Below are 24,510 nucleotides of genomic sequence, written 5' to 3' on the forward strand. Positions count from 1 at the left end.
CGCCGTTTCCCGTGGGAAGGGCGACCGGCCTGCACTGGACCGACCAGTCTACGGCGTGTCGCGCGACCGCGCGTCGAACGCCGTCCTACCGCGCGTTGAAGTACTTCGCCTCCGGGTGGTGGATGACGATCGCGTCGGTGGACTGCTCCGGGTGCAGCTGGAACTCCTCCGAGAGGTGCACGCCGATCCGCTCGGGCCGCAGCAGCTCGGCGATCTTCGCCCGGTCCTCCAGGTCGGGGCAGGCCCCGTAGCCCAGCGAGAAGCGCGCGCCCCGGTACTTCAGCGCGAACATGTCCTCCACCTCGACCGGGTCCTCGCCGCCGAAGCCGAGCTCGGAGCGGACCCGGGCGTGCCAGTACTCGGCGAGTGCCTCGGCCAGCTGCACGGACAGGCCGTGCAGCTCCAGGTAGTCGCGGTAGGCGTTCGCCTCGAACAGCTTGGCGGTCTCGCCCCCGATCCGCGAACCGACGGTGACGACCTGGAGCCCGACCACGTCCGTCTCTCCGGACTCCTCGGGGCGGAAGAAGTCCGCGAGGCAGAGGCGGCGGCCGCGGCGCTGGCGCGGGAAGGTGAAGCGGGTGCGCTCGGAGCCGTCCTCGTGGAGCACGATCAGGTCGTCGCCCTTGGAGACGCACGGGAAGTAGCCGTAGACGACGGCCGCCTCCAGCAGGTTCTCGGTGTGGAGCTGGTCGAGCCAGCCGCGCAGGTGGGGGCGGCCCTCGGTCTCCACCAGTTCCTCGTACGTGGGTCCGTCGCCGGCACGCGCCTGCTTGAGGCCCCACTGCCCCTTGAAGAGCGCACCCTCGTCCAGCCAGGAGGCGTATTCCTTGAGCTGGATGCCCTTGACCACCCGGGTGCCCCAGAACGGGGGCTCGGGGACCCGGTTGTCGACGGCGACGTCGGAGCGGACGCCCTCCTCCGGCTCGTCGACCTCCAGGACGGCGGTGTCGCGCTTGGGCACCCGGCGCTGCTTGAGCTCGGGGAGGACCGCTCCGGGCACGCCCCGCTTGACCGCGATCAGGGCGTCCATCAGGCGCAGCCCCTCGAAGGCGTCCCGGGCGTAGCGGACCTCGCCCTCGTACAGCTCGTGCAGGTCCTGCTCGACGTAGGCCCGGGTGAGCGCGGCACCGCCGAGGATCACCGGGTAGACGGCCGCCAGCTTGCGCTGGTTCAGCTCCTCCAGGTTCTCCTTCATGATCACGGTGGACTTGACCAGGAGGCCGGACATGCCGATGACGTCGGCCTTGTGCTCCTCGGCCGCCTCCAGGATCGCGGAGACGGGCTGCTTGATGCCGAGGTTGACGACGTTGAAGCCGTTGTTGGACAGGATGATGTCGACGAGGTTCTTGCCGATGTCGTGGACGTCGCCGCGCACGGTGGCAAGCACGATGGTGCCCTTGCCTTCGGCGTCCGACTTCTCCATGTGGGGCTCCAGGTGGGCCACCGCCGACTTCATGACCTCGGCGGACTGGAGCACGAACGGCAGCTGCATCTGGCCGGAACCGAAGAGTTCGCCGACCACCTTCATGCCGTCGAGCAGGGTGTCGTTGACGATGTCGAGCGCCGGGCGGGTGAGCAGGGCCTCGTCGAGGTCGGCCTCCAGCCCGTTCTTCTCGCCGTCGATGATGCGGCGCTTCAGCCGCTCCTCCAGCGGCAGGGCGGCCAGCTCCTCGGCCTTGCCCGCCTTCATCGACTTGGTGCTGACGCCCTCGAACAGCTCCATGAGCTTCTGGAGGGGGTCGTAGCCCTCGGAGCGGCGGTCGTACACGAGGTCGAGGGCGACCTTCACCTGCTCCTCGTCGAGGCGCGCGATCGGCAGGATCTTGGAGGCGTGCACGATCGCGGAGTCGAGACCGGCCTTGACGCACTCGTCGAGGAAGACCGAGTTGAGGACGGTGCGGGCGGCCGGATTGAGCCCGAAGGAGATGTTGGACAGGCCGAGCGTGGTCTGCACCTCGGGGTGGCGCTTCTTGAGCTCGCGGATGGCGCCGATGGTGGCGATGCCGTCGCCCCGGCTCTCCTCCTGACCGGTGCAGATGGTGAAGGTGAGGCAGTCGATGAGGATGTCCGACTCGTGGATGCCCCAGTTGCCGGTCAGGTCGGCGATCAGCCGCTCGGCGACGGCGACCTTGTGCTCGACGGTACGGGCCTGGCCCTCCTCGTCGATGGTCAGCGCGATCAGCGCGGCGCCGTGCTCGGCGGCCAGGGCGGCGACCTTGGCGAAGCGCGACTCGGGGCCGTCGCCGTCCTCGTAGTTGACGGAGTTGAGGACGGCCCGGCCGCCGAGCTTCTCCAGACCGGCGCGCAGCACCGGCACCTCGGTGGAGTCCAGCACGATCGGGAGGGTGGAGGCGGTGGCGAAGCGTCCGGCCAGCTCCTCCATGTCCGCGACGCCGTCGCGGCCGACGTAGTCCACGCACAGGTCGAGCATGTGCGCGCCCTCACGGATCTGGTCGCGCGCCATCTCCACGCAGTCGTCCCAGCGCGCTTCCAGCATGGCCTCGCGGAACTTCTTGGAGCCGTTGGCGTTGGTGCGCTCGCCGATCGCGAGGTACGAGGTGTCCTGACGGAACGGGACGGCCTGGTACAGGGAGGCGGCGCCCGGCTCGGGGCGCGGGTCGCGCGGCGCGGGAGCGGCACCGCGGACGCGCTCGACGAGCCGGCGCAGGTGTTCCGGGGTCGTCCCGCAGCAGCCGCCCACCAGGGAGAGCCCGTATTCCTGGACGAACGTCTCCTGGGCCTCGGCGAGGCCCTCGGGGCCGAGCGGGAAGTGCGCGCCGTCCTTGGTGAGCACCGGCAGGCCTGCGTTGGGCATGCAGAGCAGCGGGATGCGGGAGTGGCGCGTGAGGTAGCGCAGGTGCTCGCTCATCTCGGCGGGGCCGGTGGAGCAGTTGAGGCCGATCATGTCGACGCCCAGCGGCTCCAGCGCAGTGAGCGCGGCGCCGATCTCGGAGCCGAGCAGCATGGTGCCGGTGGTCTCGAACGCCAGGGAGACCAGGATCAGGAGGTCGCTGCCGGTGGCCTCCAGGGCGCGCCGGGCGCCCAGCACGGCGGCCTTGGTCTGCAGGAGGTCCTGTGTCGTCTCGATGATGAGCGCGTCCGCACCGCCGGCGATCAGGCCCTCCGCGTTGCGCTGGAAGCCGTCCCGCAGCGTCGTGTACGGGGCGTGGCCCAGGGTCGGCAGCTTGGTGCCGGGGCCGATGGAGCCGAGGACCCAACGCTGCTGTCCGGTGGCGGCGGTGAACTCGTCGGCGACCTCGCGGGCGATGCGGGCGCCGGACTCGGAGAGCTCCTGGATGCGGTCGGCGATGTCGTACTCGCCCAGGGCGGAGGCGTTGGCTCCGAAGGTGTTGGTCTCGACGCAGTCCACGCCGACGGCGAAGTACTCGCGGTGCACGGAGCTCACGATGTCGGGGCGCGTGATGTTCAGGATCTCGTTGCAGCCTTCGAGGTTCTGGAAGTCCTCGAGGGTGGGGTCCTGCGCCTGGAGCATGGTGCCCATGGCACCGTCGGCCACCACCACCCGGGTGACGAGGGCTTCGCGCAGCGCGTCTGCGCGGTGGCGGCTGTCGGCGGAAGGGGTCGGCAACGAGGCCATGGATGTACTCCCTGGAATGCGACGGCTGTCGGCTTTGCGTCTTCGGTGGAAGGCGCACCAGGCCAGCCTAGCCGGGGGGCGGCCGGGGCCGTCACTCCGTCCCACGGAACGGACGGCATGCTGTGGCGGGCGGTGTCCGGATCCGGACGGTGCGGAAGGCCACGGCGGTTTTCCTCCGTGATCGAGCGCCGGTCGGCATCGACCGATAGTGTTCAGCATCGTCGAACCACAGGTGGAGGAGTACGGCGCGATGGCCAAGAACATCCAGTCGCTGGAACGAGCGGCGGCGATGCTGCGCCTGCTGGCGGGCGGCGAGCGGCGGCTGGGACTGTCCGACATCGCCTCCTCGCTGGGTCTGGCCAAGGGGACCGCGCACGGCATCCTGCGCACGCTCCAGCACGAGGGCTTCGTCGAGCAGGACGCCGCGTCGGGCCGCTACCAGCTGGGCGCCGAGCTGCTGCGCCTGGGCAACAGCTATCTGGACGTCCACGAGCTGCGGGCCCGCGCGCTCGTCTGGACGGACGACCTGGCCCGCTCCAGCGGCGAGAGCGTCCATCTGGGCGTGCTGCACCAGCAGGGCGTGCTGGTCGTCCACCACGTCTTCCGCCCCGACGACAGCCGCCAGGTCCTGGAGGTCGGGGCCATGCAGCCCCTGCACTCCACCGCCCTGGGCAAGGTGCTCTCGGCGTACGACCCGGTGGCGCACACCGAGGCCCTGGAGGCCGAGCGGCAGCCCTTCACCCCGCGCACCGTGACCGGCACGGAGGACTTCGAGTCGATGCTCGACCTGGTCCGGGCCCGGGGCTGGGCGGCGGACGTGGAGGAGACCTGGGAGGGGGTGGCCGCGGTGGCCGCCCCGATCCACGACCGGCGGCGGATGCCGGTGGGCGCGGTGGCGGTGACGGGCGCGGTGGAGCGGGTCTGCGCCGACGGGGAGCTGCGGCCCGAGCTGATCGCGGCGGTGCGGGACTGCGCGCGGGCGGTCTCCCGGGACCTGGGCGCCGGACGCTTCTGATCCGCGGCCGGTGATACGCGGCGGGCCGCCGCAGGAACGGACGCACCGGACGGCGGCCCCGCCACGCGCGGGGCGCAACGCCACCGGCACCATGCCGGGCCCGTACCTCCACGCGGCCCCGCCACGCGCGGGGCGCACCCCGCACCGCCCGCACCCGCACTCCGTCGCCGCCCCGGGCCTCGGACCGGGCGGCACCACGACAGCACGACAGCGCGGCGGCCCGTCGGCCGACGCGGCGGCCCCTGCCGACCGGCGGACCGCGAGGGTAACGATCGAGTTTTGGGCCACACAACTCTTGACGACCGAACCACCGCCGGGAAGCATTGCCGTTCACCGGTCGGCATTGTCGAACAACTAACGGAAATAAGCGTTATGGTGTGACAGCGCTCCAGGCCGGAGAACGCCCTCGCACGAGGGCGCGGACCACCGGAGGGACCCGGGGTTCGGCTTACCTGGACCAAGGACAAAGGAGTCGCGGGTGTCCAGCTCCGACATCTTCATCGGCGAGACCATAGGTACCGCCGTGCTCATCCTCCTGGGCGGTGGTGTGTGCGCCGCCGTCACGCTCAAGCGCTCCAAGGCGCAGAACGCCGGATGGCTGGCGATCACCTTCGGGTGGGGGTTCGCCGTGCTGGCGGGGGCGTACCTGGCCGGTGGCGTGTCCGGTGCGCACCTCAACCCGGCGGTCACGATCGGCCTCGCGATCAAGGGCGGCACCGAGTGGAGCGACGTGCCGCTGTACATCGCCTCCCAGATGCTCGGCGCGGCGATCGGCGCGGTGCTGGTCTGGCTGACGTACTACGGGCAGTTCCGCGCGCACCTGACGGATCCCGGGGTCGTGGGCCGGAAGGGTGAAGAAGGCATGGTCGGCCAGGCCGCCGCCCCGGAGGCGGGCCCGGTGCTCGGCATCTTCTCGACCGGCCCCGAGATCCGGCACGTGGCGCAGAACCTGGTCACCGAGGTCATCGCGACCGTGGTGCTCGTCCTGGTGATCCTCACCCAGGGCCTCAACAACGACGGCAACGGCCTGGGAACCCTCGGCGCGCTGGTCACCGCCCTGCTCGTGGTCGGCATCGGGCTCTCGCTCGGCGGCCCGACGGGTTACGCGATCAACCCGGCTCGCGACCTCGGTCCGCGTATCGTTCACGCGCTGCTGCCGCTGCCGAACAAGGGCGGTTCCGACTGGGGCTACGCATGGATCCCGGTCGTCGGACCGCTCATCGGCGGCGCGATCGCGGGCGGGCTCTACAACGTCGCCTTCGCCTGATCCATGACGCACCGAGCCCCGACCCCCCAAGACCACACAGACCTCCGGGAGCACACCGTGACCGACTCACACACCTCCGGCCCGTTCATCGCCGCCATCGACCAGGGCACCACCTCCAGCCGGTGCATCGTCTTCGACCGGGACGGCCGGATCGTCTCCGTCGACCAGAAGGAGCACGAGCAGATCTTCCCGAAGCCGGGCTGGGTCGAGCACGACGCGACCGAGATCTGGGAGAACGTCCAGGAGGTCGTCGCCGCGGCCGTCGTCAAGGCGGGCATCACCGCCGCCGACGTGAAGGCGATCGGCATCACCAACCAGCGCGAGACCACGCTGCTCTGGGACCGGAACACCGGTGAGCCCGTCCACAACGCCCTGGTCTGGCAGGACACCCGTACCGACGCGCTCTGCAAGGAGCTCGGCCGCAACGTGGGCCAGGACCGCTTCCGCCGCGAGACCGGTCTGCCGCTCGCCTCGTACTTCGCGGGCCCCAAGGTGCGCTGGCTGCTGGACAACGTCGAGGGGCTGCGCGAGCGCGCCGAGCGCGGCGACATCCTCTTCGGCACCATGGACTCCTGGGTCATCTGGAACCTGACCGGCGGCACGGACGGCGGCGTCCACGTCACCGACGTCACGAACGCCTCGCGCACCCTCCTGATGAACCTGCACACCATGGCGTGGGACGAGAAGATCCTCGCGTCCATGGAGATCCCGGCGGCCATCCTGCCCGAGATCCGTTCCTCCGCCGAGGTGTACGGCAGCGCGAAGGGCGGCGTCCTGGCCGGCGTCCCGGTCGCCTCCGCGCTCGGCGACCAGCAGGCGGCCCTCTTCGGCCAGACCTGTTTCTCCGAGGGCGAGGCCAAGTCCACGTACGGCACCGGCACCTTCATGCTGATGAACACCGGTGAACGGCCCGTCAACTCGTACAACGGACTGCTGACGACCGTCGGGTACCGGATCGGCGACGAGAAGCCGGTCTACGCCCTGGAGGGGTCCATCGCCGTCACCGGTTCGCTCGTCCAGTGGATGCGCGACCAGATGGGCCTGATCAAGTCCGCGGCCGAGATCGAGACCCTGGCGTCGTCGGTCGAGGACAACGGCGGCGCGTACTTCGTGCCCGCGTTCTCCGGCCTGTTCGCCCCCTACTGGCGCTCCGACGCGCGCGGCGTCATCGCCGGCCTGACCCGGTACGTCACCAAGGCGCACATCGCCCGCGCCGTCCTGGAGGCCACCGCCTGGCAGACCCGCGAGATCACCGACGCCATGACCAAGGACTCCGGCGTGGAACTGGCCGCCCTCAAGGTCGACGGCGGCATGACCTCCAACAACCTGCTGATGCAGACGCTCGCCGACTTCCTGGACGCGCCCGTGGTGCGGCCCATGGTCGCCGAGACGACCTGCCTCGGCGCCGCCTACGCCGCCGGTCTCGCCGTCGGCTTCTGGCCGGACACCGACGCCCTGCGCGCCAACTGGCGCCGGGCCGCCGAATGGACCCCCCGCATGGCCGCGGACACCCGCGACCGCGAGTACAAGAACTGGCTCAAGGCCGTGGAGCGGACCATGGGCTGGATCGAACACGAGGAGTAAGCGACATGACCACCCTGCAGAGCGTCCCGGCCCTCGGGACACACCCGGCCTCCGGCTCCCTCCCGAGCCGTGCCGAGACTCGGGAGCAGCTGTCCAAGGCTGCGTACGACCTCCTGGTGATCGGTGGCGGCATCCTGGGCATCTCCACGGCCTGGCACGCCGCGCAGTCCGGGCTGCGGGTGGCTCTGGTGGACGCCGGCGACTTCGCCGGCGCCACCTCCTCCGCCTCCTCGAAGCTGCTCCACGGCGGTCTGCGCTACCTGCAGACCGGTGCCGTGAAGCTGGTCGCGGAGAACCACTTCGAGCGCCGCGCGGTGTCCCGCGAGGTGGCGCCGCACCTGGCCAATCCGCTCACCTTCTACCTGCCGGTCTACAAGGGCGGCCCGCACGGCGCCGCGGTCCTCGGCGCGGGCGTGTTCGCGTACTCGGCGCTCTCCGCGTTCCGCGACGGGGTCGGGCACGTGATCAGCCCTCAGAAGGCGCAGCGCGACGTGCCGGAGCTGCGCACGGACAACCTGAGGGCCGTGGCGGTCTACGGCGACGGCCAGATGAACGACGCCCGGATGGCGCTGATGACGGTCCGCGCGGCCGTCGACGCGGGCGCCGTGGTCCTGAACCACGCGGCGGTCACCGGGCTGCGGTTCACCAAGGGCCGGGTGACCGGCGCCGATCTGCAGGACCGCCTGGACGGCACGGAGTTCGGCATCGACGCCCGTCTCGTGCTGAACGCCACCGGGCCGTGGGTCGACCACCTGCGCAGGATGGAGGACCCGAAGGCGGCCCCGTCGGTGCGCCTGTCGAAGGGCGCGCACCTGGTGCTCAAGCGCACGCGTCCGTGGAACGCCGCGCTCGCGACCCCGATCGACAAGTACCGCATCACGTTCGCCCTGCCGTGGGAGGACATGCTGCTGCTCGGCACGACGGACGAGGAGTACGAGGGCGATCCCGCGGACGTCGCGGTCGACGAGAAGGACGTCGCCCAGATCCTCGACGAGGCGGCGTTCTCCATCAAGGACCAGCAGCTGTCGCGCGATCTGATCACGTACTCCTTCGCGGGTCTGCGGGTGCTGCCCGGCGGACCCGGCGACACCTCCAAGGCCAAGCGCGAGACGGTCGTCACGGAGGGCCGCGGCGGGATGCTGTCGGTCGCGGGCGGCAAGTGGACGACGTTCCGCCACATCGGCCGCACGGTGATGACCAAGCTGGCCGCCCTCCCCGGGCACCCCCTCGGCAGCGGCGTGGAGCCGATATCGCACCTGCCGAGGAAGCTGCCGCTGCCCGGCATCGCCAACCCGAACGCGGTGGCGCACCGGCTGCTGATCGACGGCGCCGCGCCCGGCCCCCGGATGGCTGCGGACACCGCGCGCCACCTCGCCACGCACTACGGTTCGCTCGCCTTCGACATCGCGCGGCTGGCGAACGAGAACCCGGCGCTGGCCGAGCGCATCCACCCGGACGCGCCGGAGATCTGGGCGCAGGTCGCCTACGCCCGCGACCACGAGTGGGCCGAGACGGCGGACGACGTGCTGCGCCGCCGTACGACCCTGACGATCCGTGGCCTGGCCACGGACGAGATCCGGGCCGGTGTCGAGTCCGTGCTCGGCGACCGCGGCTGACGGGACGTGCGAGGCGCGCACGACGAGACGCGCATGGCGCGGACGGGGCGGCTCCCACGGCGGGACCGCCCCGTCCGCGCCCCGTCCCACGCCCCGTCACGCGGCGAACGCGCCGGTCCGAACGCGCCGCACGACCGCCGTACGGGCGCAATACGACGCCGGGACGGTCGAGGCGTGAAGTTCTCGGTGCTCTCCCTCATCGGCCATGCCCCGCCGAGGACTTCGCCACGCTCGGCCAGATCTCCAGGGCCGGATCGAACCGGTCCTCGGGGAGGGCGCGGACGCCGGACGCTTCGCCCTCTTCGGGCTCGACGAGGAACGCCGGTGGGCCCCCGGCAGGAGAAGTACGAACTGCTGCGGCGGCTGCGGACCGAGGAAGGCGTCGACCGGCTGGGACCGACCCCCGGGCCCGACGGCCGGTGGGCCTCTCCGGCCCTCCTGGAACCGCGCCGTCGCCCCTTCCCGAAACCGCGGGATCGCCCCTTCCCGGACCGCATAATGACGGGACGCATCGGACGTCTGATTCCGGTCCGTTCCCAGGAGGAGCGTCATGACTGTCACCGACGAGGCGATCGGGAAGATCAAGGGGATGATCGTCTCGGGTGCGCTGCGGCCCGGCGACCGGCTTCCCAGGGAGAGCGAACTCGCGGCGGAACTGGGGCTCTCCCGCAACTCCCTGCGGGAGGCCGTACGCGCCCTGTCGCTGATCCGGATCCTGGACGTGCGGCAGGGCGACGGCACGTACGTGACCAGCCTGGACCCCCAGGTGCTGCTGGAGTCGCTGAGCTTCTTGGTGGACTTCCACCGCGACGACACGGTGCTGGAGTTCCTCGCGGTGCGCCGGATCCTGGAACCGGCGGCGACGGCGATGGCCGCCGCCCGGATCACCGAGGCCCAACTGGACGCTCTGGACGCGGCGTTGGAAGCCCTGGGGGAAGCCCCCTCGGTGGAGGAACTGGTCGCGTCCGATCTGGAGTTCCACCGCGGGATCGTACGGGCGTCCGGGAACACGGTGCTCTGCTCGTTGCTCGACGGGCTGACGGGCCCGACGCTCCGGGCGCGGGTCCGGCGCGGCCTGACGCAGGAGGACGCGATCGGCCGGACGCTGTACGAGCACCGGGCGATCCTGTCCGCGCTGCGCGACCGGGACGCGGAGGCCGCGCGGTCCTGGGCGACAGTGCATGTGGCGGGCGTGGAGCAGTGGTTGCGGTCGACGTCGCGGGAGGCCGGGCGGGGGCCGGACCCCGCCCCCTGACACCGGCCGGCGGGCGGACCCGCACCGCGCCGCCGCGAACGCCGGGGCGCCCGGGATCCCGAGGACGGGTTCACCCCGCCGTGTGCGAGGGCTGCGTCGGAGGTGGCCGGAAGCCGTAAGGTTGTTGCGTACGCAAGGGAACTTCGGAAGGAGGCCTGGGTGATCGAGCTCGAGGGGGTTCCCGAGCTGATCGACCCGGTCATGGTGGCCGCGTTCGAGGGATGGAACGACGCAGGTGACGCCGCCTCCACGGCGGTCGCGCACCTGGACCGGGAGTGGAAGGGAGAGGTGTTCGCGGCACTGGACGCCGAGGACTACTACGACTTCCAGGTCAACCGGCCCACGATCTGGCTGGACGGCGGTACGCGCAAGGTCACCTGGCCCACCACCCGGCTCTCCGTGGTCCGCGTCGGCGGGGAGCAGCCCCGCGACCTCGTCCTGGTCCGGGGCATCGAGCCGTCCATGCGCTGGCGCTCGTTCTGCAACGAGCTCCTGGGCTTCGCCCACGAGCTGGGCGTGGAGATGGTGGTGATCCTGGGAGCGCTGCTCGGCGACACCCCGCACACCCGGCCGGTGCCGGTCAGCGGGGTCACTTCCGACCCCGACCTGGCCCGGTCCATGGACCTGGAGGAGACCAGGTACGAGGGTCCGACGGGCATCGTCGGCATCCTCCAGGAGGCGTGCACCCATGCGGGCGTGCCCGCGGTCAGTCTGTGGGCCGCGGTGCCGCACTACGTGTCGCAGCCGCCCAACCCGAAGGCCACCCTCGCGCTGCTCAACCGGCTGGAGGACCTGCTCGGTCTGCGCATCCCGCTGGGCGAACTGCCCGAGGACGCGCGCGCCTGGCAGCTCGGGGTCGACCAACTGGCCTCCGAGGACAGCGAGGTGGCGGAGTACGTGCAGACGCTGGAGGAGGCCCGGGACACCGCGGAGCTTCCCGAGGCGAGCGGCGAGGCCATCGCCCGCGAGTTCGAACGCTATCTGCGCCGACGGGACGCCGGTCCGGGACAGGCCCCCGGCGGACACGCGACGGAGAGCGGCGACACCGCGTATCTGCGGGACACCTCCGGTGGCCGGAACCGGCCGGCGAAGTCGCCGCGGCCGGAGGGCGAGGGCCGGACGGCCCCCGGCGCTCCGCCCGCGAACGGGTCCGCCCGCCCGGACACCGCCGCCGACGACGGCGAGGGCGACGACGGCCCGGCCCGGTCCTCGGAGGAGTCCCCCGACGACTGAGGTTCCCGCGGCCCGGGGCACCTGCCCCGGACGCGTGCCCCGGGTCCGGGTTCGGACCCCGGAACGGAACGGAACCGGCCCCGGACTTCGTCACGAAGTCCGGGGCCGGTTCGTCGGTCGAGGGAATCGGCGGGTCGCCCCCGCGCGGGTGCTACAGCGCGACACCCAGCAACGCGTCGACGGTGCGCGAGACGAGTCCGGGCGCGCCCTCGTCCGTGCCGCCCTCGGCGTGCTGCCGCTCGGCCCAGCGGTCCACGGCGGCCAGTGCCGCCGGTGCGTCCAGGTCGTCGGCGAGGGCCTCGCGGACCTCCTCGACCAGGACCTCGGCGGACGGTCCGTCGGGGCGGGAGACGGCGGAGCGCCAGCGTCCGAGCCGGGCGACCGCGTCGGCGAGCACCTGGTCGGTCCACTCCCAGTCGGACCGGTAGTGGTGCGCGAGCAGGGCGAGACGGATCGCCGCCGGGTCCACGCCGTCGCGGCGGAGCCGTGAGACGAAGACCAGGTTGCCCTTGGACTTGGACATCTTCTCGCCGTCCAGGGCGACCATCCCCGCGTGCACGTACGCCTGGGCGAACGGGTACTCGCCGGTCAGGACCTGGGCGTGCGAGGCGCCCATCTCGTGGTGCGGGAAGGCGAGATCGGACCCGCCGCCCTGGACGTCGAAGCCCATCCCGAGGTGGTCCAGCGCGATGGCGACACACTCGATGTGCCAGCCGGGCCGTCCGGGGCCGAGCGAGCCGCCGTCCCAGCTCGGCTCGCCCTCGCGGGCGGCCATCCAGAGCATCGGGTCGAGCGGGTTCTTCTTGCCGGGGCGCTCCGGGTCGCCACCGCGCTCGGCGGACAGCAGCCGCATCGCCTCGGCGTCGAGGCGGGAGACGCCGCCGAAGTGCGGGTCGGCCTCGACGGAGAAGTACACGTCGCCGTCGAGTTCGTAGGCGGCACCGGCGTCCCTGAGCCGTTCGACGAGCGGGACGATGCCCGGTATCGCCTCCACCGCGCCGATGTAGTGCTTCGGCGGGAGCATGCGCAGAGCGGTCATGTCCTCGCGGAACAGGGCCGTCTCGCGCTCGGCGAGCTCGGTCCAGTCCTGGCCGTCGCGCACGGCCCGCTCCAGCAGCGGGTCGTCCACGTCGGTGACGTTCTGCACGTAGTGGACCTGCCGCTTGGTGTCGAGCCACACGCGCTGAACGAGGTCGAACGCGTTGTAGGTCGCCGCATGACCCATGTGGGTCGCGTCGTACGGCGTGATGCCGCAGACGTAGATGCGGGCGACGGGACCGGGTTCGAGAGTGATCCGTCCGCCGGTCGCGGTGTCGTGGATCCGAAGGTCGCGGCCCTTGCCGGGCAGGGCGGGGACCTCAGAAGCGGGCCAGGCATGCATGCAACGAGACTAACCGGATGCACGTTCCGGATACGAACCGGATACCGGATCCTGGCCGAAGAGGCGTTCTTGCGCGAAGCGGCCCCGTCTGCTCCTGCCCGGCGGGAAGGCGGCGCCGGGGACCGCGTGTGCCCCGGGGACGCGCACGGGCCCCGCCCGTCTTCTGCCGCACGACCGCCGAATCGGCCTGTTCTCCGCGGGCATCGCACCGGCGTGCCCCGCGCCGGGCCGTCGCCCGACTCGGGAACGCCCCGGGCCGCTCGGACGGTCTTCCGCGCCGGACACGTTCGCGCCGGTCCGCCGCTCGCGCCCGCCCCGGCGCCACCGCTCACACCGGCGGCCCAGGGCACCGGCTCACACCGGCGGCCAGGGGATCGAGGGCCACGAGCCGCTCGGCTGCGGGTGTCGTCCCGACGCCCGCAGCCCGCCCACACGGCCCCGCAGCGCCTCGATCTCGGCCTCGGTGATCAGCTCCCCCAGCCGGGTGACGAGCGGGGTCCCGGGCGCCAGTTCCGTGCCCAGCCGGTCCACGACGCCGACGGCCTCGGCCGTCAGCGGCTCCCCCGCCCACCCCCACAGCAGGGTGCGCAGCTTGTCCTCGGTGTTGAAGGTCACACCGTGGTCGATGCCGTAGAGCCGACCGTCGGGCGCGGGCAGCAGATGGCCGCCCTTGCGGTCGCCGTTGTTGATCACGGCGTCGAGGACCGCCATCCGCCGCAGCTCCGGGTCGTCCGCGTGCACCAGCAGGGCCGTCCTGCCCTCCCCGATCTCGGCGCGTACGACGGCCTTCCAGCCCTCGCCGGGCTCGTCGTCCTCGACCAGCGCCAGCAGCGGACGCCGCCCGTCCTCGGCGTGCCCGTCGCCGTCCGGCCCGGCATCGATCCACAGCTGGCACATGCCCTCGCCGTACGGACCGTCACGGAACACGGTGGGGGGTATGAGTCCCCAGCCGGTCGCTTCGGAGATCTCGTACGCGGCCACCTCCCGCTGGGCGAGGGTGCCGTCGGGGAAGTCCCACAGCGGCCGTTCGCCGGCCACGGGCTTGTAGACGCAGGCCAGTTCCGCGCCCTCGTGGGAGACCGCGCAGTGCAGCACCGCGTTGGACGCCCCGCGGACCTGTCCGCGGACGGTGAGCCGACCCTCGGTCAGCACGGTGACCGGGTCGGCGTCGGTCAGGCTCCGCGGCGGTATCCGTTCTGGCGCGGGCATACGTGTCCTTCCGGGTCGAGCGGCAGGCTGCACAGCGGGCACGGGGGGCGCCCGGCGTTCACGACGTCCAGGGCGCGCTTGGCGAAGGCCCGCGCCTGTGCTCCGCTCAGACGGACCCGGAGGACCGGAGGACCGTTCTCCTCGTCCTGCAGCAGCCGTTCCTCGGCCTCCGCGAGGTCTTCGTCGGATTCCACGTCCAGTTCGACCAGGGCCTGCGCCTCGACGATCATGCGCTGTTCCTCGCCGTCCCACGCGAGCGCCATCGTGCCGACCCGGAACTCCTCCTCGACGGGCACGTCGAGGGGGGCGGTGTCGGTGACGTCCATGGGCGCGACGGCGGGCACCGGCGAGTTGCCGCCGGTGCGCCGGACCACTTCGTCGAGCAGTTCGTCGATGCGCTCGGCGAGTGCGGCGACCTGAGTCTTCTCCAGGGCCACGCTGGTGACGCGGCTGCCCGAGGATGCCTGCAGGAAGAACGTACGACGTCCAGGCAACCCGACCGTGCCGGCCACGAAGCGGTCCGGGGGGTCGTAGAGGAACACCTGACGGGACACGTCCTGTCTCCCTTGAAGATCGGCGGCGAATGGGGAATGGGGTGGCCGGGGCCGCCGGCCGTCCCGGTCCGGGCGCCCACGGCGCGTCCACCCTACTGCGCGAAGCGATCACGGCGCCCCGGCGCCGCCTCCGACCTCCGCGTCGGCTTCGGTGCCGGTGGCCGGGTGCGCGGCCGGTTCCGCCCCGTCCGTCCGCTCGCGCGGTGCCAGGGAGGCGAGGTCCCCGGTGTCGCCGAGCCGCAGCAGGAACGGCCGCAGACGCGTGTAGCGGATCGCGGTGACCGAACAGGGGTCCACGTGGATCCGCTGGAAGAGGTCGAGGTGCATGCCGAGCGCGTCGGCGACGAGCGCCTTGATGATGTCGCCGTGCGAACACATCACGTAGGCGGCGTCGTCGCCGTGCCCGGACCCGATCCGCGCGTTCCAGTCCCGTACGGCGTCCACGGCGCGTGCCTGCATGGCCCGCAGGGACTCGCCGCCGGGGAACGCCGCCGACGACGGGTGCCGCTGCACGACGCTCATCAGCTGCTCGTCGGCGAGTTCGGCCAGCTTGCGCCCCGACCAGTCCCCGTAGTCGCACTCGTTGATCCGTTCCTCGGTGTGCGCCACCAGGTCCGGCCGGGCGTCGAGCAGCGGGCGCAGGGTCTCCCGGCAGCGCTGGAGGGGGCTGGTGACGACGGCGGCGAGGGGCAGCACGGCCAGCCGTCCGGGGAGCGCCGCGGCCTGCGCGGTGCCGCGCTCGTCGAGCGCGACCCCCGGGGTACGGCCGGCGAGCACCCCGGCCGTGTTGGCGGTGGAGCGTCCATGGCGTACGAGGATCAGGGTGGGCATAGAGGCCAGCGTAGGCCGCCGCGGGGTCGCGCGGAGCGGGCCGGGATGCGAGGGAGTGCGGGGCAGGGAAGAATGCGCGCCGTGATTGTGGACTGTGCGATCTACCGGGACGGGCGCCGTACCGAGGGCCCCGCCGACCTCTCCGACGCCCTCGCGCAGGCACGGGCCGCCGGGGACGCGTTCCTCTGGATCGGGCTGTACGAGCCGACGGAGCGGGAGATCGAGCGCGTCACCGAGGAGTTCGGGCTCCACCCGCTGGCCGTGGAAGACGCCCTGAGCGCCCACCAGCGGCCCAAGCTGGAGGTGTACGACGACTCGCTGTTCGCGGTGATCAAGCCGGTGGTGTACGAGCACCTCAGCGACACGGTCACCACCGACGAGCTGATGGCCTTCATAGGCGATTCGTTCGTCGTGACGGTCCGGCACGGGGAGGGTGCGCCGCTCGCCGCGGTACGGCGCCGACTGGAGGCGGAGCCGGAGGTGCTCAGGCACGGGCCGACCGCGGTGCTGTACGCGATCAGCGACGCCGTCGTCGACCACTACATCGAGGTGGCGGGCGAGCTCCAGAACGACCTGGAGGAGCTGGAGACCGAGGTGTTCGCGCCGACCGGCTCCGCGAACACCAAGAACACCGCGTCCCGCATCTACACCTTCAAGCGGCAGATCATGGAGTTCCGCCGTGCCGCCGGCCCGCTGAACGCGCCCATGGCCCGGCTGGCGGGCGCGGACGTGCCGTTCGTCCACGAGCACTCGCAGCCGTTCTTCCGGGACGTGAACGACCACCTGACGCGGGCCAACGAGTACGTGGAGGGGCTGGACCGGCTGCTCTCGGACATCCTGTCCGCTCATCTGGCCCAGGTGGGCGTGCGGCAGAACGACGACATGCGCAAGATCTCGGCCTGGGCGGCCATGGCCGCCGTTCCGACCATGGTCGCGGGGATCTACGGCATGAACTTCGAGCACATGCCGGAGCTCGACCGGGTGTGGGCGTACCCGGCGGTGATCGTGCTGATGGCCACCGTGGTCTTCGGGCTGCACCGGCTCTTCAAGCGCCGCGGCTGGCTCTGAGGGCCCACCGGGTGTCCGGCCGGGAAGCGGACGCGGCATGGTGCGTGCGCTTGCGGCGTTGCCCGACCGTCCGGTGCGGGGGTGCCGGTCAGAAAGGCTCGGCCTCGCCCGGCACGGGCCCGCCCAGCGCGTCGCGGCGCTCCGGCTGCTCCAGGCGCACCATGCGCCGCCATCCCCCGAGCCGTTCGTACGCGTGGACCAGGTGGATCCCCGCCGCCAGCACGGACGCCCTGGTCCGGGACCAGCCGAGGATGCGGCCCATGTGGTCCATCACGGCGAGGCTGACGTCGCGGTACACCCGGATCTCGGCGAGCGCGCACTCGCGCAGCAGTCGCTGGATCGTACGGCCGTGTCCGGCCCCGGCGAGGCGCAGCAGTTCCTCGTGGCAGTACGCCAGGTGGTTGTCCTCGTCGTCCGCGATCATCCGCAGCGCGCGGCCGATGCCGGGGTGGTCGCCGAAGTGCCGTCGCAGCAGCGCCATCTGCTCGGAGGCGCGCTGCTCGGTGACCCGGCTGTGGGCGAGGTAGGTGATGATGTCGCGCTCGGTGAGCGGATCCCGGCGCGCCAGCCGTTCGTGGGCGAGGCCGATGCCCCGCCGTTCCAGCAGCATCGTGTAGTCGGTCCCGGGCGGGACCTCGACCGGGCGCAGTCCGCGCTTCCTCAGCAGTGCGTGGAAAATCCGTCCGTGCTTGTCCTCGTCGGCGCCGTGCCGGGCGATCCTGGGTGCCAGGGCCCGCTGGCTCTCGGGAACGAGGGCCGCGATCCGGCCGTTCTCCCAGCCGCCCTGGGCCTCGCCGCCGGCCGCGATGGAGCAGAACAGCCGGAACGACTCGTCCTCGTCGAGGATCTCCTGGAACAGGTCCCTTGCCGAGAGCACCACAGCCACCTCCGTACCGGCTTCGACCCATCGCCAGTCAAATGCGGCGCGTCCGCCCGGGCAACAGGAACGGCCTCCGGCTACGCCGGACGGGCCGCCGAACCCGTGCGGCCGCCGTGGCCGAAACCTTTCACCTCCGAGGGACGGCGGGCCGGGCGGGCGTAACCGCGCGCCGCCGGGGGCGTTGTTCCGCGTGACGGCCGTGGCGGGGAGACCCCCGAGCCCCCACCACGGCCGCGATGCCTACCGGAGCCCGTGGTCCCGGGGTCCGTGGATCCGTGTCACGCGAGGCCGGACCGCTCCAGCGCCTCCGTGCCGGCCCGCAGCGCCGCGATCCGCTCGTCGAGCGTGAATCCGGCCGGGGCCAGGGTGAGCGTCGTGACGCCCGCGGCGGCGTACGCCTGCATCCGCTCGGCGATCCGCTCGACCGGGCCGAGCAGCGTGGTCCGGTCGATCAGCTCGTGCGGGACGGCGGCGGCGGCGCCGTTCTTGTCGCCGGACAGGTACTTGTCCTGGATCTCGACGGCCTCCTTCTCGTAGCCCATCCGCCGTGCGAGCCGGTTGTAGAAGTTCTGGTCGCGGCTGCCCATACCGCCCACGTACAGCGCGGTGTACGGACGGAAGATGTCCGCGAGCGCGTCGACGTCGTCGCCGACGGCGAGCGGCAGCGTCGGGCACACATCGAAGCCGTCCATGGTCAGCCCGGCCTTCTCGCGCCCGGCCCGCAGGTACTTGACCGCGGTCTCCTCCAGGTGCTCGGCCGCGGGGAAGATCAGCAGGGCGCCGTCGGCGATCTCGCCCGTCTGCTCCAGGTTCTTCGGGCCGATGGCGGCGATGTAGAGGGGAATGTGCTCGCGCTGCGGGTGGACGGTGAGCTTGAGGGGCTTGCCCGGACCGTCCGGCAGCGGGAGCGTCCAGTGCCGCCCCTCGTACGTCAGCCGTTCACGGGACATCGCCCGGCGGACGATCTCGACGTACTCCCGGGTGCGGGCCAGGGGCTTGTCGAACTTCACGCCGTACCAGCCCTCGGAGACCTGGGGCCCCGACACACCGAGGCCGAGCCGGAAGCGGCCTCCGGAGAGCGAGTCGAGGGTGGCGGCGGTCATCGCCGTCATCGCGGGCTGGCGGGCCGGGATCTGCATGATCGCGGAACCCACGTCGATGGACTCGGTCCGGGCCGCCACCCAGGACAGCACGGTCGGCGCGTCGGAGCCGTACGCCTCGGCCGCCCAGCAGACGTCGTAGCCGAGCCGGTCGGCCTCCTGCGCCACGGCGAGGTTGTCGCCGTCCATGCCCGCGCCCCAGTAACCGAGATTGATGCCGAGCCGCATAGCCGCTCCCCTTACCGATCAGTAACGTCTCTGGGTCCTGGACTCTAGCGCCCGTCGGCCCCTCGCGGCAGGGGCGACCCGGAACCGGGTTGTCCACAGCCCTCCGCCCCGTGGGGTTCTGGCCAGTAATCTCAGCGCCCATGGAGCAGAGGCATCTCGGCCGCACCGGCCTTCGCGTGTCCAGGATCGGGCTCGGCACCCTCACCTGGGGACGGGACACCGACGAGCACGACGCCGCCGAACAGCTGAAGGCGTTCTGGGAGGCGGGCGGCACCCTGATCGACACGGCCGACGTGTACGGCGGCGGGGAGGCCGAGTACCTGCTCGGACGGCTCACCGACGGCCTCGTGCCGCGGCACGAGCTGATCATCGCGACGAAGGCGGGCAGTGTCGCCGACCCGTACCGCAGGTTCAACGGCTCCCGGGGGCATCTGCTGGCGGCCCTGGACGCCTCGCTGGACCGGCTCGGCACGGATCACGTCGACCTGTGGCAGGTCCACGCCTTCGACCCGGCGACCCCGCTGGAGGAGACGCTTCAGGCGGTGGACCTGGCGGTGTCCAGCGGCCGGGCCCGGTACGCGGGGGTGTCGAGCTTCTGCGGCTGGCAGCTGGCGAAGGCGGCGACCTGGCAGTTGGCCGCGCCCGGCGTGCGCACCCGCCTGGCGAGCACCCAGATGGAGTACTCCCTGTTGCAGCGGGGCGTGGAGCGCGAGGTGCTGCCCGCCGCCCTCGACCTGGGCGTGGGGCTGCTCCCCTCCTCGCCGCTGGGCCGGGGAGTGCTGACCGGGAAGTACCGCACGGGCACTCCCGCGGACTCGCGCGGCGCCTCGGAACTGCTCGCTCCGTTCGTCGAGCCGTATCTGGACGACGCGGCGGCCCGCGTCGTGGACGCGGTGGCCACGGCGGCGGACGGTCTGGCCACCACGCCGCTCCAGGTGGCACTGGCCTGGGTACGGGACCGGCCGGGGGTGGTGGCCCCGATCGTCGGCGCGCGCAACGCGCAGCAGCTGACGGAGGCATTGTCGGTGGAGACGCTTAGTCTTCCTGACGAGATCTGCCAGGCGCTCGACGACGTGTCGGCGCCCGTGCACCGCTATCCCGACCAGGACTGGAGCACGCTGTGACCGCGCTTCCCGGGGGAGACACCCCCGGCTCCCCGGCCGCCGACGACGCAGGCGCCGTCGCTGACCCCGCAACCGTTCCCTCCCCGCCCTCACCACCCGTGCGGGGCGAGGGCGGGGAGGCACACGAAGGAGCCGCGACGGCCGACGACGTCGCCGCCGCCGAGGAGGCGACCCCGGACGGTGGGGACGACAAGACCCCCGAGGACGGGGAGTCCGCGGGCGGAAGCGCCCCCGACGCCGAGGGGACGCCCGGCGAGGAGACCGCCGGGGGCGAAGAGGCCGCCGCGCCGCTCTCGGAGACCGAGGCCGAGCTCGCCGCCCAGCGCGAGCTCAGGGAGCGGATCGAGAAGCGCAAGGCCGAGAAGGCGGGCCCCATCCCGGCCGGCGGAAAGCTGAGCGGCACGGCGGCCGATCTGCTGGCCGCCGTGCGTGCCGTGGAGAGCGGCGAGAAGACCGCCGCCGCGTTCTTCGACTCGCCCGCGCCCGCCACCGCGCCGAGGCGGCCCGCTCCGGCCCCCGCGCCGACGCGCCCCCGGCCGCCCGAGCCGGCGCCCGCGCCCCGCGGACCCGCCCCGGAGACGGTGGCCGAGGTGGCCGCCGTGCTGGCCGAGGGCGGTGCTCCCCGAGCGCTCGCGGGACCGGCGGCCGAGGCACTGGGCCCGCAGGCGGCCGGGGTCCTGCGCGAGGATCCGTGGCGGATGCTCGCCGTGCCCGGGGTCGGACCCGAGCAGGCCGACGCCTTCGCGCGGGCCCTGCTGGGCCCCGGATGCGGCCCGGACGACGAGCGCAGGACCACCGCTCTGATCGGCCGGCTGCTGGAGCGGGCCGCACTGCGGGGACACACGGCGATGGAGGCGACGGCGGTCCGTGCCGCGCTCGCCGAGCACGCGGTGTCCGACCCGGAGGCGGCCGTGCGGCACGCCGTCGCCGCGGGCGCGGTCCTCGTGTTCCAGGAGGACGAGGCCGGGGACGGCGGCCCGGTCCCCGCCCCCGAGTCCGGCGAGGACATGGAAGAGGACGACTCGTCCGGGCGGGAACCTGTCCGGGTGCTGCTCGGGCTCGACCGGTACGCGCTCGCCGAGGAGAGCCTCGCCGACGGTCTGGCCCGCCTGGCCCACGCCTGCGAGAAGGGCACCGACTGGACGGAGGCGGCCGCGGCCGCGGACTCCCCGTCGGCGGCCGAGCTGATCCGCGTGGTCGCGGCCCACGGCGTCGTGGCGCACACCGGCGGCGAGGCGGCCCGTGCCGAACCCGCCGCGCTCCTCGTCGCCGCCCGCACGCTGGGTCTGCGCGTCCTGGGCACCGCACACGGCGTCGACGGCAGACGCAGGCTGGCCGAGGCGACCGGCGATCCGGCGGCGGCCGTCACCCTCGCCGGGCTGCTCTCCGGCGCGGAGGGCCCGGGACGGGACGAGGAGGGGGCGATCGCCGTCGACCTGCTCGTCGTCCTGGACGCCCCGCAGGTGGACGTCGAGTCCGCCGCGATGCTCGTGGAGTCCCTGGCCGACGGCACCCGGCTGGTGCTCAGCGGCGATCCGGGCGTGCTGGGATCTGCCGGTGCGGGGCGGGTGTTCGCGGATGTGCTGGCGGCCCGCGCCTGCCCGCAGGTCGTCTCCCGCACACCGGATCCGGGACCGATCGGCGAACTGGTCTCGGGCATTGGCATCGGTGAGCTGAACCAGGTCGAGGCGCCGGGCCGGGAAGTGGTGATCGTCCCCGTGCGCGACGCGGGCGAGGCTGTGCACCGCACCGTGCAGCTGGTCGCGGACTCGGTGCCGCGCGCCCTCGGCATCCCCTCGGCCGACACCCAGGTCATCACCGTCGGCCACGGCGGCTCTGCGGGCACCCGCGCGTTGAACGCGGCCCTCAAGCAGCGGCTCAACCCCGGTCCGGGACGGTCCGGCGGATTCGACCCGGGCGACCGGGTCGTCCACGTCCCGGCGCCCGGCAGGACCGTGCCCGCCACGGTCGTCTCGGCCGATGCCGAGGGCCTGCACCTGGACTGCGCGGGCGAGCGGATCGTCGTCCCCCAGCAGCGGGTGGCGTCGTCCGTGCGGCACGGCTGGGCCCTCAGCGCCCACCAGGCGGCCGGGACGCGGTGGCCCGCGGTGGTCGTCGTGCTGCCGGGCGACGCGGCGCAGGGGCTGAGCCGCCCCTGGGTGTACACCGCGTTCGGCCGGGCCGAGCGGCACCTCTCCGTGGTGCACGGCGTGGACCAGGCTCTCCCGCGCGCGGTCGCCGAACCCCCGGCCCAGGACCGCACGACGCGGCTGCGCGGCCTCCTGGAGGCGACGGCCCGCTGACCGGGCCACCCGTCGTCCCGTACCCCCGGCCGATTCCGGCGTCGGGTACGGGACGGGCCGGGCGCACGGGGGTACGGACCCGGCCGACGGCACGGGTCAGGAGCCGTCCGCCACCAATCCCGCCGGTTCCTCGTCGGCGTCGTCCTCGTCGAAGACGGAGCTGACGTCGAAACGGCACACCACGAGTTGCGGATCCGCGTCCTCGAACGGTGCGTCGAGCCACTCCCCCGCCTCCGGCGGCTCTTCCACGGCCGTGACCCAGAGCGTGGAGTCCCCTTCCTCCAGCCCGAACTCGGCGTGCCGGGAGGCGATCTCGTCCGGTTCGTACTCCCCGAACAGCACTCCGAGCGCCGCGTGGACGCTGGAGCCGACGACCGCGGCGCTCCCGGTGGCCCGGTCGTCGGGATCGAGGTCGGCGATCCGCTGTGCCTGTGCGAACAGCCGCGGTGGCTCCACCACGGCGTAGTCCCGCCGGATCAGAACGCTGAGCGCGTTCGGTTCCTCGGGGCCGGTGTACGGGGGCAGGGAGCCGTCCGCACCCGGGATCTCGAAGGGGGTGACCTCGTCGTAGCGGTCGTAGAGCAGTTCGTCGTAGACCTCGGCGGCGGCGGCCAGTGCGTTGAACGCGTCGTAGACGGCGGGATCGTCGTCCCCCGTCCGGCGCTCGACCGCGTCGAGGTGACGGTCGAGCGCGGCTTTGATGGCTTCGGCGGCGGCGCGTACCTCGGCAGCGGTGGGCTGCGCAGCATCAGACATGGTGCAGACGCTATCCGTACCGGGCCTCTGCCCGCACAATGGATCCGATGCCGGAATACGAATTTGTCGATGTGTACGTACCGCGCGGGGTGTCCCGGAAGGAGACCGCACGCCTGCTGACCGATCATGCCGAGTACGGGCACTGGGAACTGGACCGACTGACGCTGCGCCACGACGGCAGCCGCAGGGTGCGACTGCGGCGGCGGATCATCCGCCAGCTACGCGCCACCTGGTGAGAGGGGCGGGCCCCGCTGCCGCGGGTCCCGCCCCTCTCGCTTCGCCGCCCCGGCCCGCTACGCGGACAGACGGGCGCGGCGGTAGAACACCGTCCCCACGCCCGCCAGCAGCAGGCCCGCACTCGCCGGGATCAGCAGTTCGGCACCGCCCGCCCCGGTGTGGGCGAGCTGGGGCGCGTTCTGCGCCTCGGGCACGTTCGGCACCTCCCGCGGGCCCGGCACCGGCGGCTTGTGCTCGGTGACCGGCGTGACCGGGGTGACCGGGGTGACCGGGGTGACCGGGGTGACCGGGGTGACCGGCTTCACCGGCTTGACCGGCGGTGTGACGACGTCCGTGCCGTTCCCGCATTCGTTGCCGAAGGTGGGATTGAGCAGTCCGCCGATGGTGACGCTGTTCCCGCAGGCGTTCACGGGGATGTCGATCGGCGCCGAGATGCTGTTCCCGGACAGCACGCCCGGCGAACCCTTCGCGACGCCCTGGGCCGTTGCCCCGCCGTCGATCGGGGCCCGGTGCTTGCCCGTTCCCGGCCGGCTCGCCTCGGTGAGGTCGCCGGACACCTGGCTGCCGGAGGCGTGCTTGCCCGCGGAGGCCCCCTGCGAACCGTTTCCACAGGTGTTCCCGAACGCGGGGTTGATCAGCGCCACGACGTCCACGGAGTTTCCGCAGACGTTGACCGGGACGTGGACCGGGATCTGGACGGAGTTCCCCGAAAGTACCCCCGGGGAATTCACCGCGCCGCCGGACGCTCCGGCGTCCGCGTGCGCGTACCCACCGCTCAGCGCGAGCGCACCGCCCGCCGCCGCCATGGTGATCAGGCCCTTGCGCGTGACCTGTCGCATAACTTCTTTCCTGCCTTCTGCCTTCCGGAATACCCCCGGGCTCGATCGAGCGGGGGGCGGACTACCCAGCAGCCCCGGAGCGCATGGCGTGCACTCCGGGGCCGACCGGATTCAAACCCTCACGGGTTGACCCATCAACGTCAGGCGTTGACGCAGGGGTTGCCGAAGGTGGGGTTCAGCAGCCCGACGATGTCGACCGTGTTGCCGCACACGTTGGCCGGGACGTGCACGGGCACGTGGACGACGTTGCCCGAGACGACACCCGGGTTGCCCATGGCGGCGCCCTGGGCACCGGAGTCCGCGACGGCCATGCCCGCACCCGAGAGCACCAGACCACCGGTCACGGCCGCAGCAGCGACGACCTTCTTGATCATTGTTTCCTCCTAGTTGGCAATGCGGTCCCAGCCGCGGACCGCATCACCTGTAACGAGG

At 72.5% G+C, this 24,510-nt stretch carries 20 protein-coding genes and 1 pseudogene; 11 read left to right on the top strand and 10 right to left on the bottom strand.

The features are described 5' to 3' along the window. Window positions 1–85: 85 nt before the first annotated feature. Window positions 86–3,598 (bottom strand): methionine synthase, encoded by a 3,513-nt coding sequence (gene metH / locus AMK22_RS23000; RefSeq protein ID WP_073787864.1) that lies wholly within the window; start codon window positions 3,596–3,598, stop codon window positions 86–88. A gap of 232 nt (window positions 3,599–3,830) precedes the next feature. Here metH and AMK22_RS23005 point away from each other — a divergent pair, with 232 nt between their 5' ends. The 7 genes and pseudogenes from AMK22_RS23005 to AMK22_RS23035 all read left to right on the top strand — a co-directional run bounded on the left by AMK22_RS23005 (window position 3,831) and on the right by AMK22_RS23035 (window position 11,568). Beyond that, the gene (locus AMK22_RS23005; RefSeq protein WP_073787962.1) at window positions 3,831–4,613 is read left to right on the top strand and encodes an IclR family transcriptional regulator; all 783 of its coding nucleotides are present in this window, start codon (window positions 3,831–3,833) and stop codon (window positions 4,611–4,613) included. A gap of 478 nt (window positions 4,614–5,091) precedes the next feature. Beyond that, complete coding sequence (locus tag AMK22_RS23010) at window positions 5,092–5,880, top strand: MIP/aquaporin family protein (protein ID WP_073787865.1); 789 nt, start codon at window positions 5,092–5,094, stop codon at window positions 5,878–5,880. Between the two features lie 3 nt (window positions 5,881–5,883). Further along, window positions 5,884–7,464, top strand: a complete 1,581-nt coding sequence (glpK, locus tag AMK22_RS23015; protein WP_391667280.1) for a glycerol kinase GlpK — start codon at window positions 5,884–5,886, stop codon at window positions 7,462–7,464. 5 nt (window positions 7,465–7,469) lie between these two features. Next, a complete protein-coding gene (locus tag AMK22_RS23020; RefSeq protein WP_073787867.1) occupies window positions 7,470–9,080 on the top strand; it encodes a glycerol-3-phosphate dehydrogenase/oxidase in 1,611 nt (536 codons plus the stop codon). A gap of 212 nt (window positions 9,081–9,292) precedes the next feature. Further along, window positions 9,293–9,467: pseudogene (locus AMK22_RS41125) on the top strand (LLM class flavin-dependent oxidoreductase); the annotation flags it as partial. 163 nt (window positions 9,468–9,630) lie between these two features. Then, the gene (locus AMK22_RS23030; protein WP_073787868.1) at window positions 9,631–10,335 is read left to right on the top strand and encodes a FadR/GntR family transcriptional regulator; all 705 of its coding nucleotides are present in this window, start codon (window positions 9,631–9,633) and stop codon (window positions 10,333–10,335) included. 159 nt (window positions 10,336–10,494) lie between these two features. Beyond that, window positions 10,495–11,568, top strand: a complete 1,074-nt coding sequence (locus AMK22_RS23035; protein ID WP_073787869.1) for a PAC2 family protein — start codon at window positions 10,495–10,497, stop codon at window positions 11,566–11,568. Between the two features lie 151 nt (window positions 11,569–11,719). Here AMK22_RS23035 and mshC read toward each other — a convergent pair whose 3' ends face one another. From mshC to AMK22_RS23055, 4 genes are all read right to left on the bottom strand, one after another. Continuing rightward, window positions 11,720–12,949, bottom strand: coding sequence for a cysteine--1-D-myo-inosityl 2-amino-2-deoxy-alpha-D-glucopyranoside ligase (gene mshC, locus AMK22_RS23040; RefSeq protein WP_073787870.1), 1,230 nt, complete (start codon window positions 12,947–12,949; stop codon window positions 11,720–11,722). A 354-nt stretch (window positions 12,950–13,303) separates the two neighbouring features. Beyond that, the gene (locus AMK22_RS23045; protein ID WP_073787871.1) at window positions 13,304–14,158 is read right to left on the bottom strand and encodes an SCO1664 family protein; all 855 of its coding nucleotides are present in this window, start codon (window positions 14,156–14,158) and stop codon (window positions 13,304–13,306) included. Beyond that, window positions 14,122–14,712, bottom strand: a complete 591-nt coding sequence (locus AMK22_RS23050) for a DUF3090 domain-containing protein (RefSeq protein WP_073787872.1) — start codon at window positions 14,710–14,712, stop codon at window positions 14,122–14,124. Before AMK22_RS23050 ends, AMK22_RS23045 begins: the two co-directional genes overlap by 37 nt. Window positions 14,713–14,820: 108 nt before the next feature. Continuing rightward, window positions 14,821–15,543: a histidine phosphatase family protein gene (locus tag AMK22_RS23055; RefSeq protein WP_073787873.1), complete on the bottom strand. Its 723-nt coding sequence runs from the start codon at window positions 15,541–15,543 to the stop codon at window positions 14,821–14,823. 72 nt (window positions 15,544–15,615) lie between these two features. On the opposite strand from AMK22_RS23055, the gene corA reads away from it, so the two are divergent. Beyond that, window positions 15,616–16,611: a magnesium/cobalt transporter CorA gene (gene corA, locus AMK22_RS23060; RefSeq protein ID WP_073787874.1), complete on the top strand. Its 996-nt coding sequence runs from the start codon at window positions 15,616–15,618 to the stop codon at window positions 16,609–16,611. 88 nt (window positions 16,612–16,699) lie between these two features. On the opposite strand, the gene AMK22_RS23065 is transcribed toward corA, so the two are convergent. Together AMK22_RS23065 and AMK22_RS23070 are read right to left on the bottom strand one after the other, a co-directional pair. Next, window positions 16,700–17,488, bottom strand: a complete 789-nt coding sequence (locus AMK22_RS23065; protein ID WP_073787964.1) for a hypothetical protein — start codon at window positions 17,486–17,488, stop codon at window positions 16,700–16,702. 281 nt (window positions 17,489–17,769) lie between these two features. Continuing rightward, window positions 17,770–18,819, bottom strand: a complete 1,050-nt coding sequence (locus tag AMK22_RS23070) for an LLM class F420-dependent oxidoreductase (RefSeq protein ID WP_073787875.1) — start codon at window positions 18,817–18,819, stop codon at window positions 17,770–17,772. Between the two features lie 140 nt (window positions 18,820–18,959). Between AMK22_RS23070 and AMK22_RS23075 the strand changes: the two genes are divergently transcribed. Together AMK22_RS23075 and AMK22_RS23080 are read left to right on the top strand one after the other, a co-directional pair. Then, window positions 18,960–19,943: an aldo/keto reductase gene (locus tag AMK22_RS23075; RefSeq protein WP_073787876.1), complete on the top strand. Its 984-nt coding sequence runs from the start codon at window positions 18,960–18,962 to the stop codon at window positions 19,941–19,943. After that, the gene (locus tag AMK22_RS23080) at window positions 19,940–22,246 is read left to right on the top strand and encodes an ATP-dependent DNA helicase (protein WP_073787877.1); all 2,307 of its coding nucleotides are present in this window, start codon (window positions 19,940–19,942) and stop codon (window positions 22,244–22,246) included. Before AMK22_RS23075 ends, AMK22_RS23080 begins: the two co-directional genes overlap by 4 nt. A gap of 96 nt (window positions 22,247–22,342) precedes the next feature. On the opposite strand, the gene AMK22_RS23085 is transcribed toward AMK22_RS23080, so the two are convergent. Then, complete coding sequence (locus AMK22_RS23085; RefSeq protein ID WP_073787878.1) at window positions 22,343–23,002, bottom strand: hypothetical protein; 660 nt, start codon at window positions 23,000–23,002, stop codon at window positions 22,343–22,345. A 47-nt stretch (window positions 23,003–23,049) separates the two neighbouring features. Here AMK22_RS23085 and AMK22_RS23090 point away from each other — a divergent pair, with 47 nt between their 5' ends. Beyond that, window positions 23,050–23,238 (top strand): DUF5703 family protein, encoded by a 189-nt coding sequence (locus tag AMK22_RS23090; protein ID WP_072484370.1) that lies wholly within the window; start codon window positions 23,050–23,052, stop codon window positions 23,236–23,238. Window positions 23,239–23,295: 57 nt separating this feature from the next. Here AMK22_RS23090 and AMK22_RS23095 read toward each other — a convergent pair whose 3' ends face one another. Continuing rightward, window positions 23,296–24,078: a chaplin gene (locus AMK22_RS23095; RefSeq protein ID WP_073787879.1), complete on the bottom strand. Its 783-nt coding sequence runs from the start codon at window positions 24,076–24,078 to the stop codon at window positions 23,296–23,298. Between the two features lie 140 nt (window positions 24,079–24,218). Beyond that, window positions 24,219–24,452 (bottom strand): chaplin, encoded by a 234-nt coding sequence (locus AMK22_RS23100; RefSeq protein WP_073787881.1) that lies wholly within the window; start codon window positions 24,450–24,452, stop codon window positions 24,219–24,221. Window positions 24,453–24,510: the final 58 nt, after the last annotated feature.

This window comes from Streptomyces sp. CB01580, assembly GCF_001905795.1.
Classification (GTDB): Bacteria; Actinomycetota; Actinomycetes; order Streptomycetales; family Streptomycetaceae; genus Streptomyces.

Coding starts and splice junctions, on each gene's coding strand:
- metH (WP_073787864.1), bottom strand. CDS start 3,598: ATGGCCTCGTTGCCGACCCCTTCCGCCGACAGCCGCCACCGCGCAGAC.
- glpK (WP_391667280.1), top strand. CDS start 5,884: ATGACGCACCGAGCCCCGACCCCCCAAGACCACACAGACCTCCGGGAG.
- AMK22_RS23020 (WP_073787867.1), top strand. CDS start 7,470: ATGACCACCCTGCAGAGCGTCCCGGCCCTCGGGACACACCCGGCCTCC.
- AMK22_RS23030 (WP_073787868.1), top strand. CDS start 9,631: ATGACTGTCACCGACGAGGCGATCGGGAAGATCAAGGGGATGATCGTC.
- mshC (WP_073787870.1), bottom strand. CDS start 12,949: ATGCATGCCTGGCCCGCTTCTGAGGTCCCCGCCCTGCCCGGCAAGGGC.
- AMK22_RS23045 (WP_073787871.1), bottom strand. CDS start 14,158: ATGCCCGCGCCAGAACGGATACCGCCGCGGAGCCTGACCGACGCCGAC.
- AMK22_RS23055 (WP_073787873.1), bottom strand. CDS start 15,543: ATGCCCACCCTGATCCTCGTACGCCATGGACGCTCCACCGCCAACACG.
- corA (WP_073787874.1), top strand. CDS start 15,616: ATGCGCGCCGTGATTGTGGACTGTGCGATCTACCGGGACGGGCGCCGT.
- AMK22_RS23070 (WP_073787875.1), bottom strand. CDS start 18,819: ATGCGGCTCGGCATCAATCTCGGTTACTGGGGCGCGGGCATGGACGGC.
- AMK22_RS23075 (WP_073787876.1), top strand. CDS start 18,960: ATGGAGCAGAGGCATCTCGGCCGCACCGGCCTTCGCGTGTCCAGGATC.
- AMK22_RS23085 (WP_073787878.1), bottom strand. CDS start 23,002: ATGTCTGATGCTGCGCAGCCCACCGCTGCCGAGGTACGCGCCGCCGCC.
- AMK22_RS23090 (WP_072484370.1), top strand. CDS start 23,050: ATGCCGGAATACGAATTTGTCGATGTGTACGTACCGCGCGGGGTGTCC.
- AMK22_RS23095 (WP_073787879.1), bottom strand. CDS start 24,078: ATGCGACAGGTCACGCGCAAGGGCCTGATCACCATGGCGGCGGCGGGC.
- AMK22_RS23100 (WP_073787881.1), bottom strand. CDS start 24,452: ATGATCAAGAAGGTCGTCGCTGCTGCGGCCGTGACCGGTGGTCTGGTG.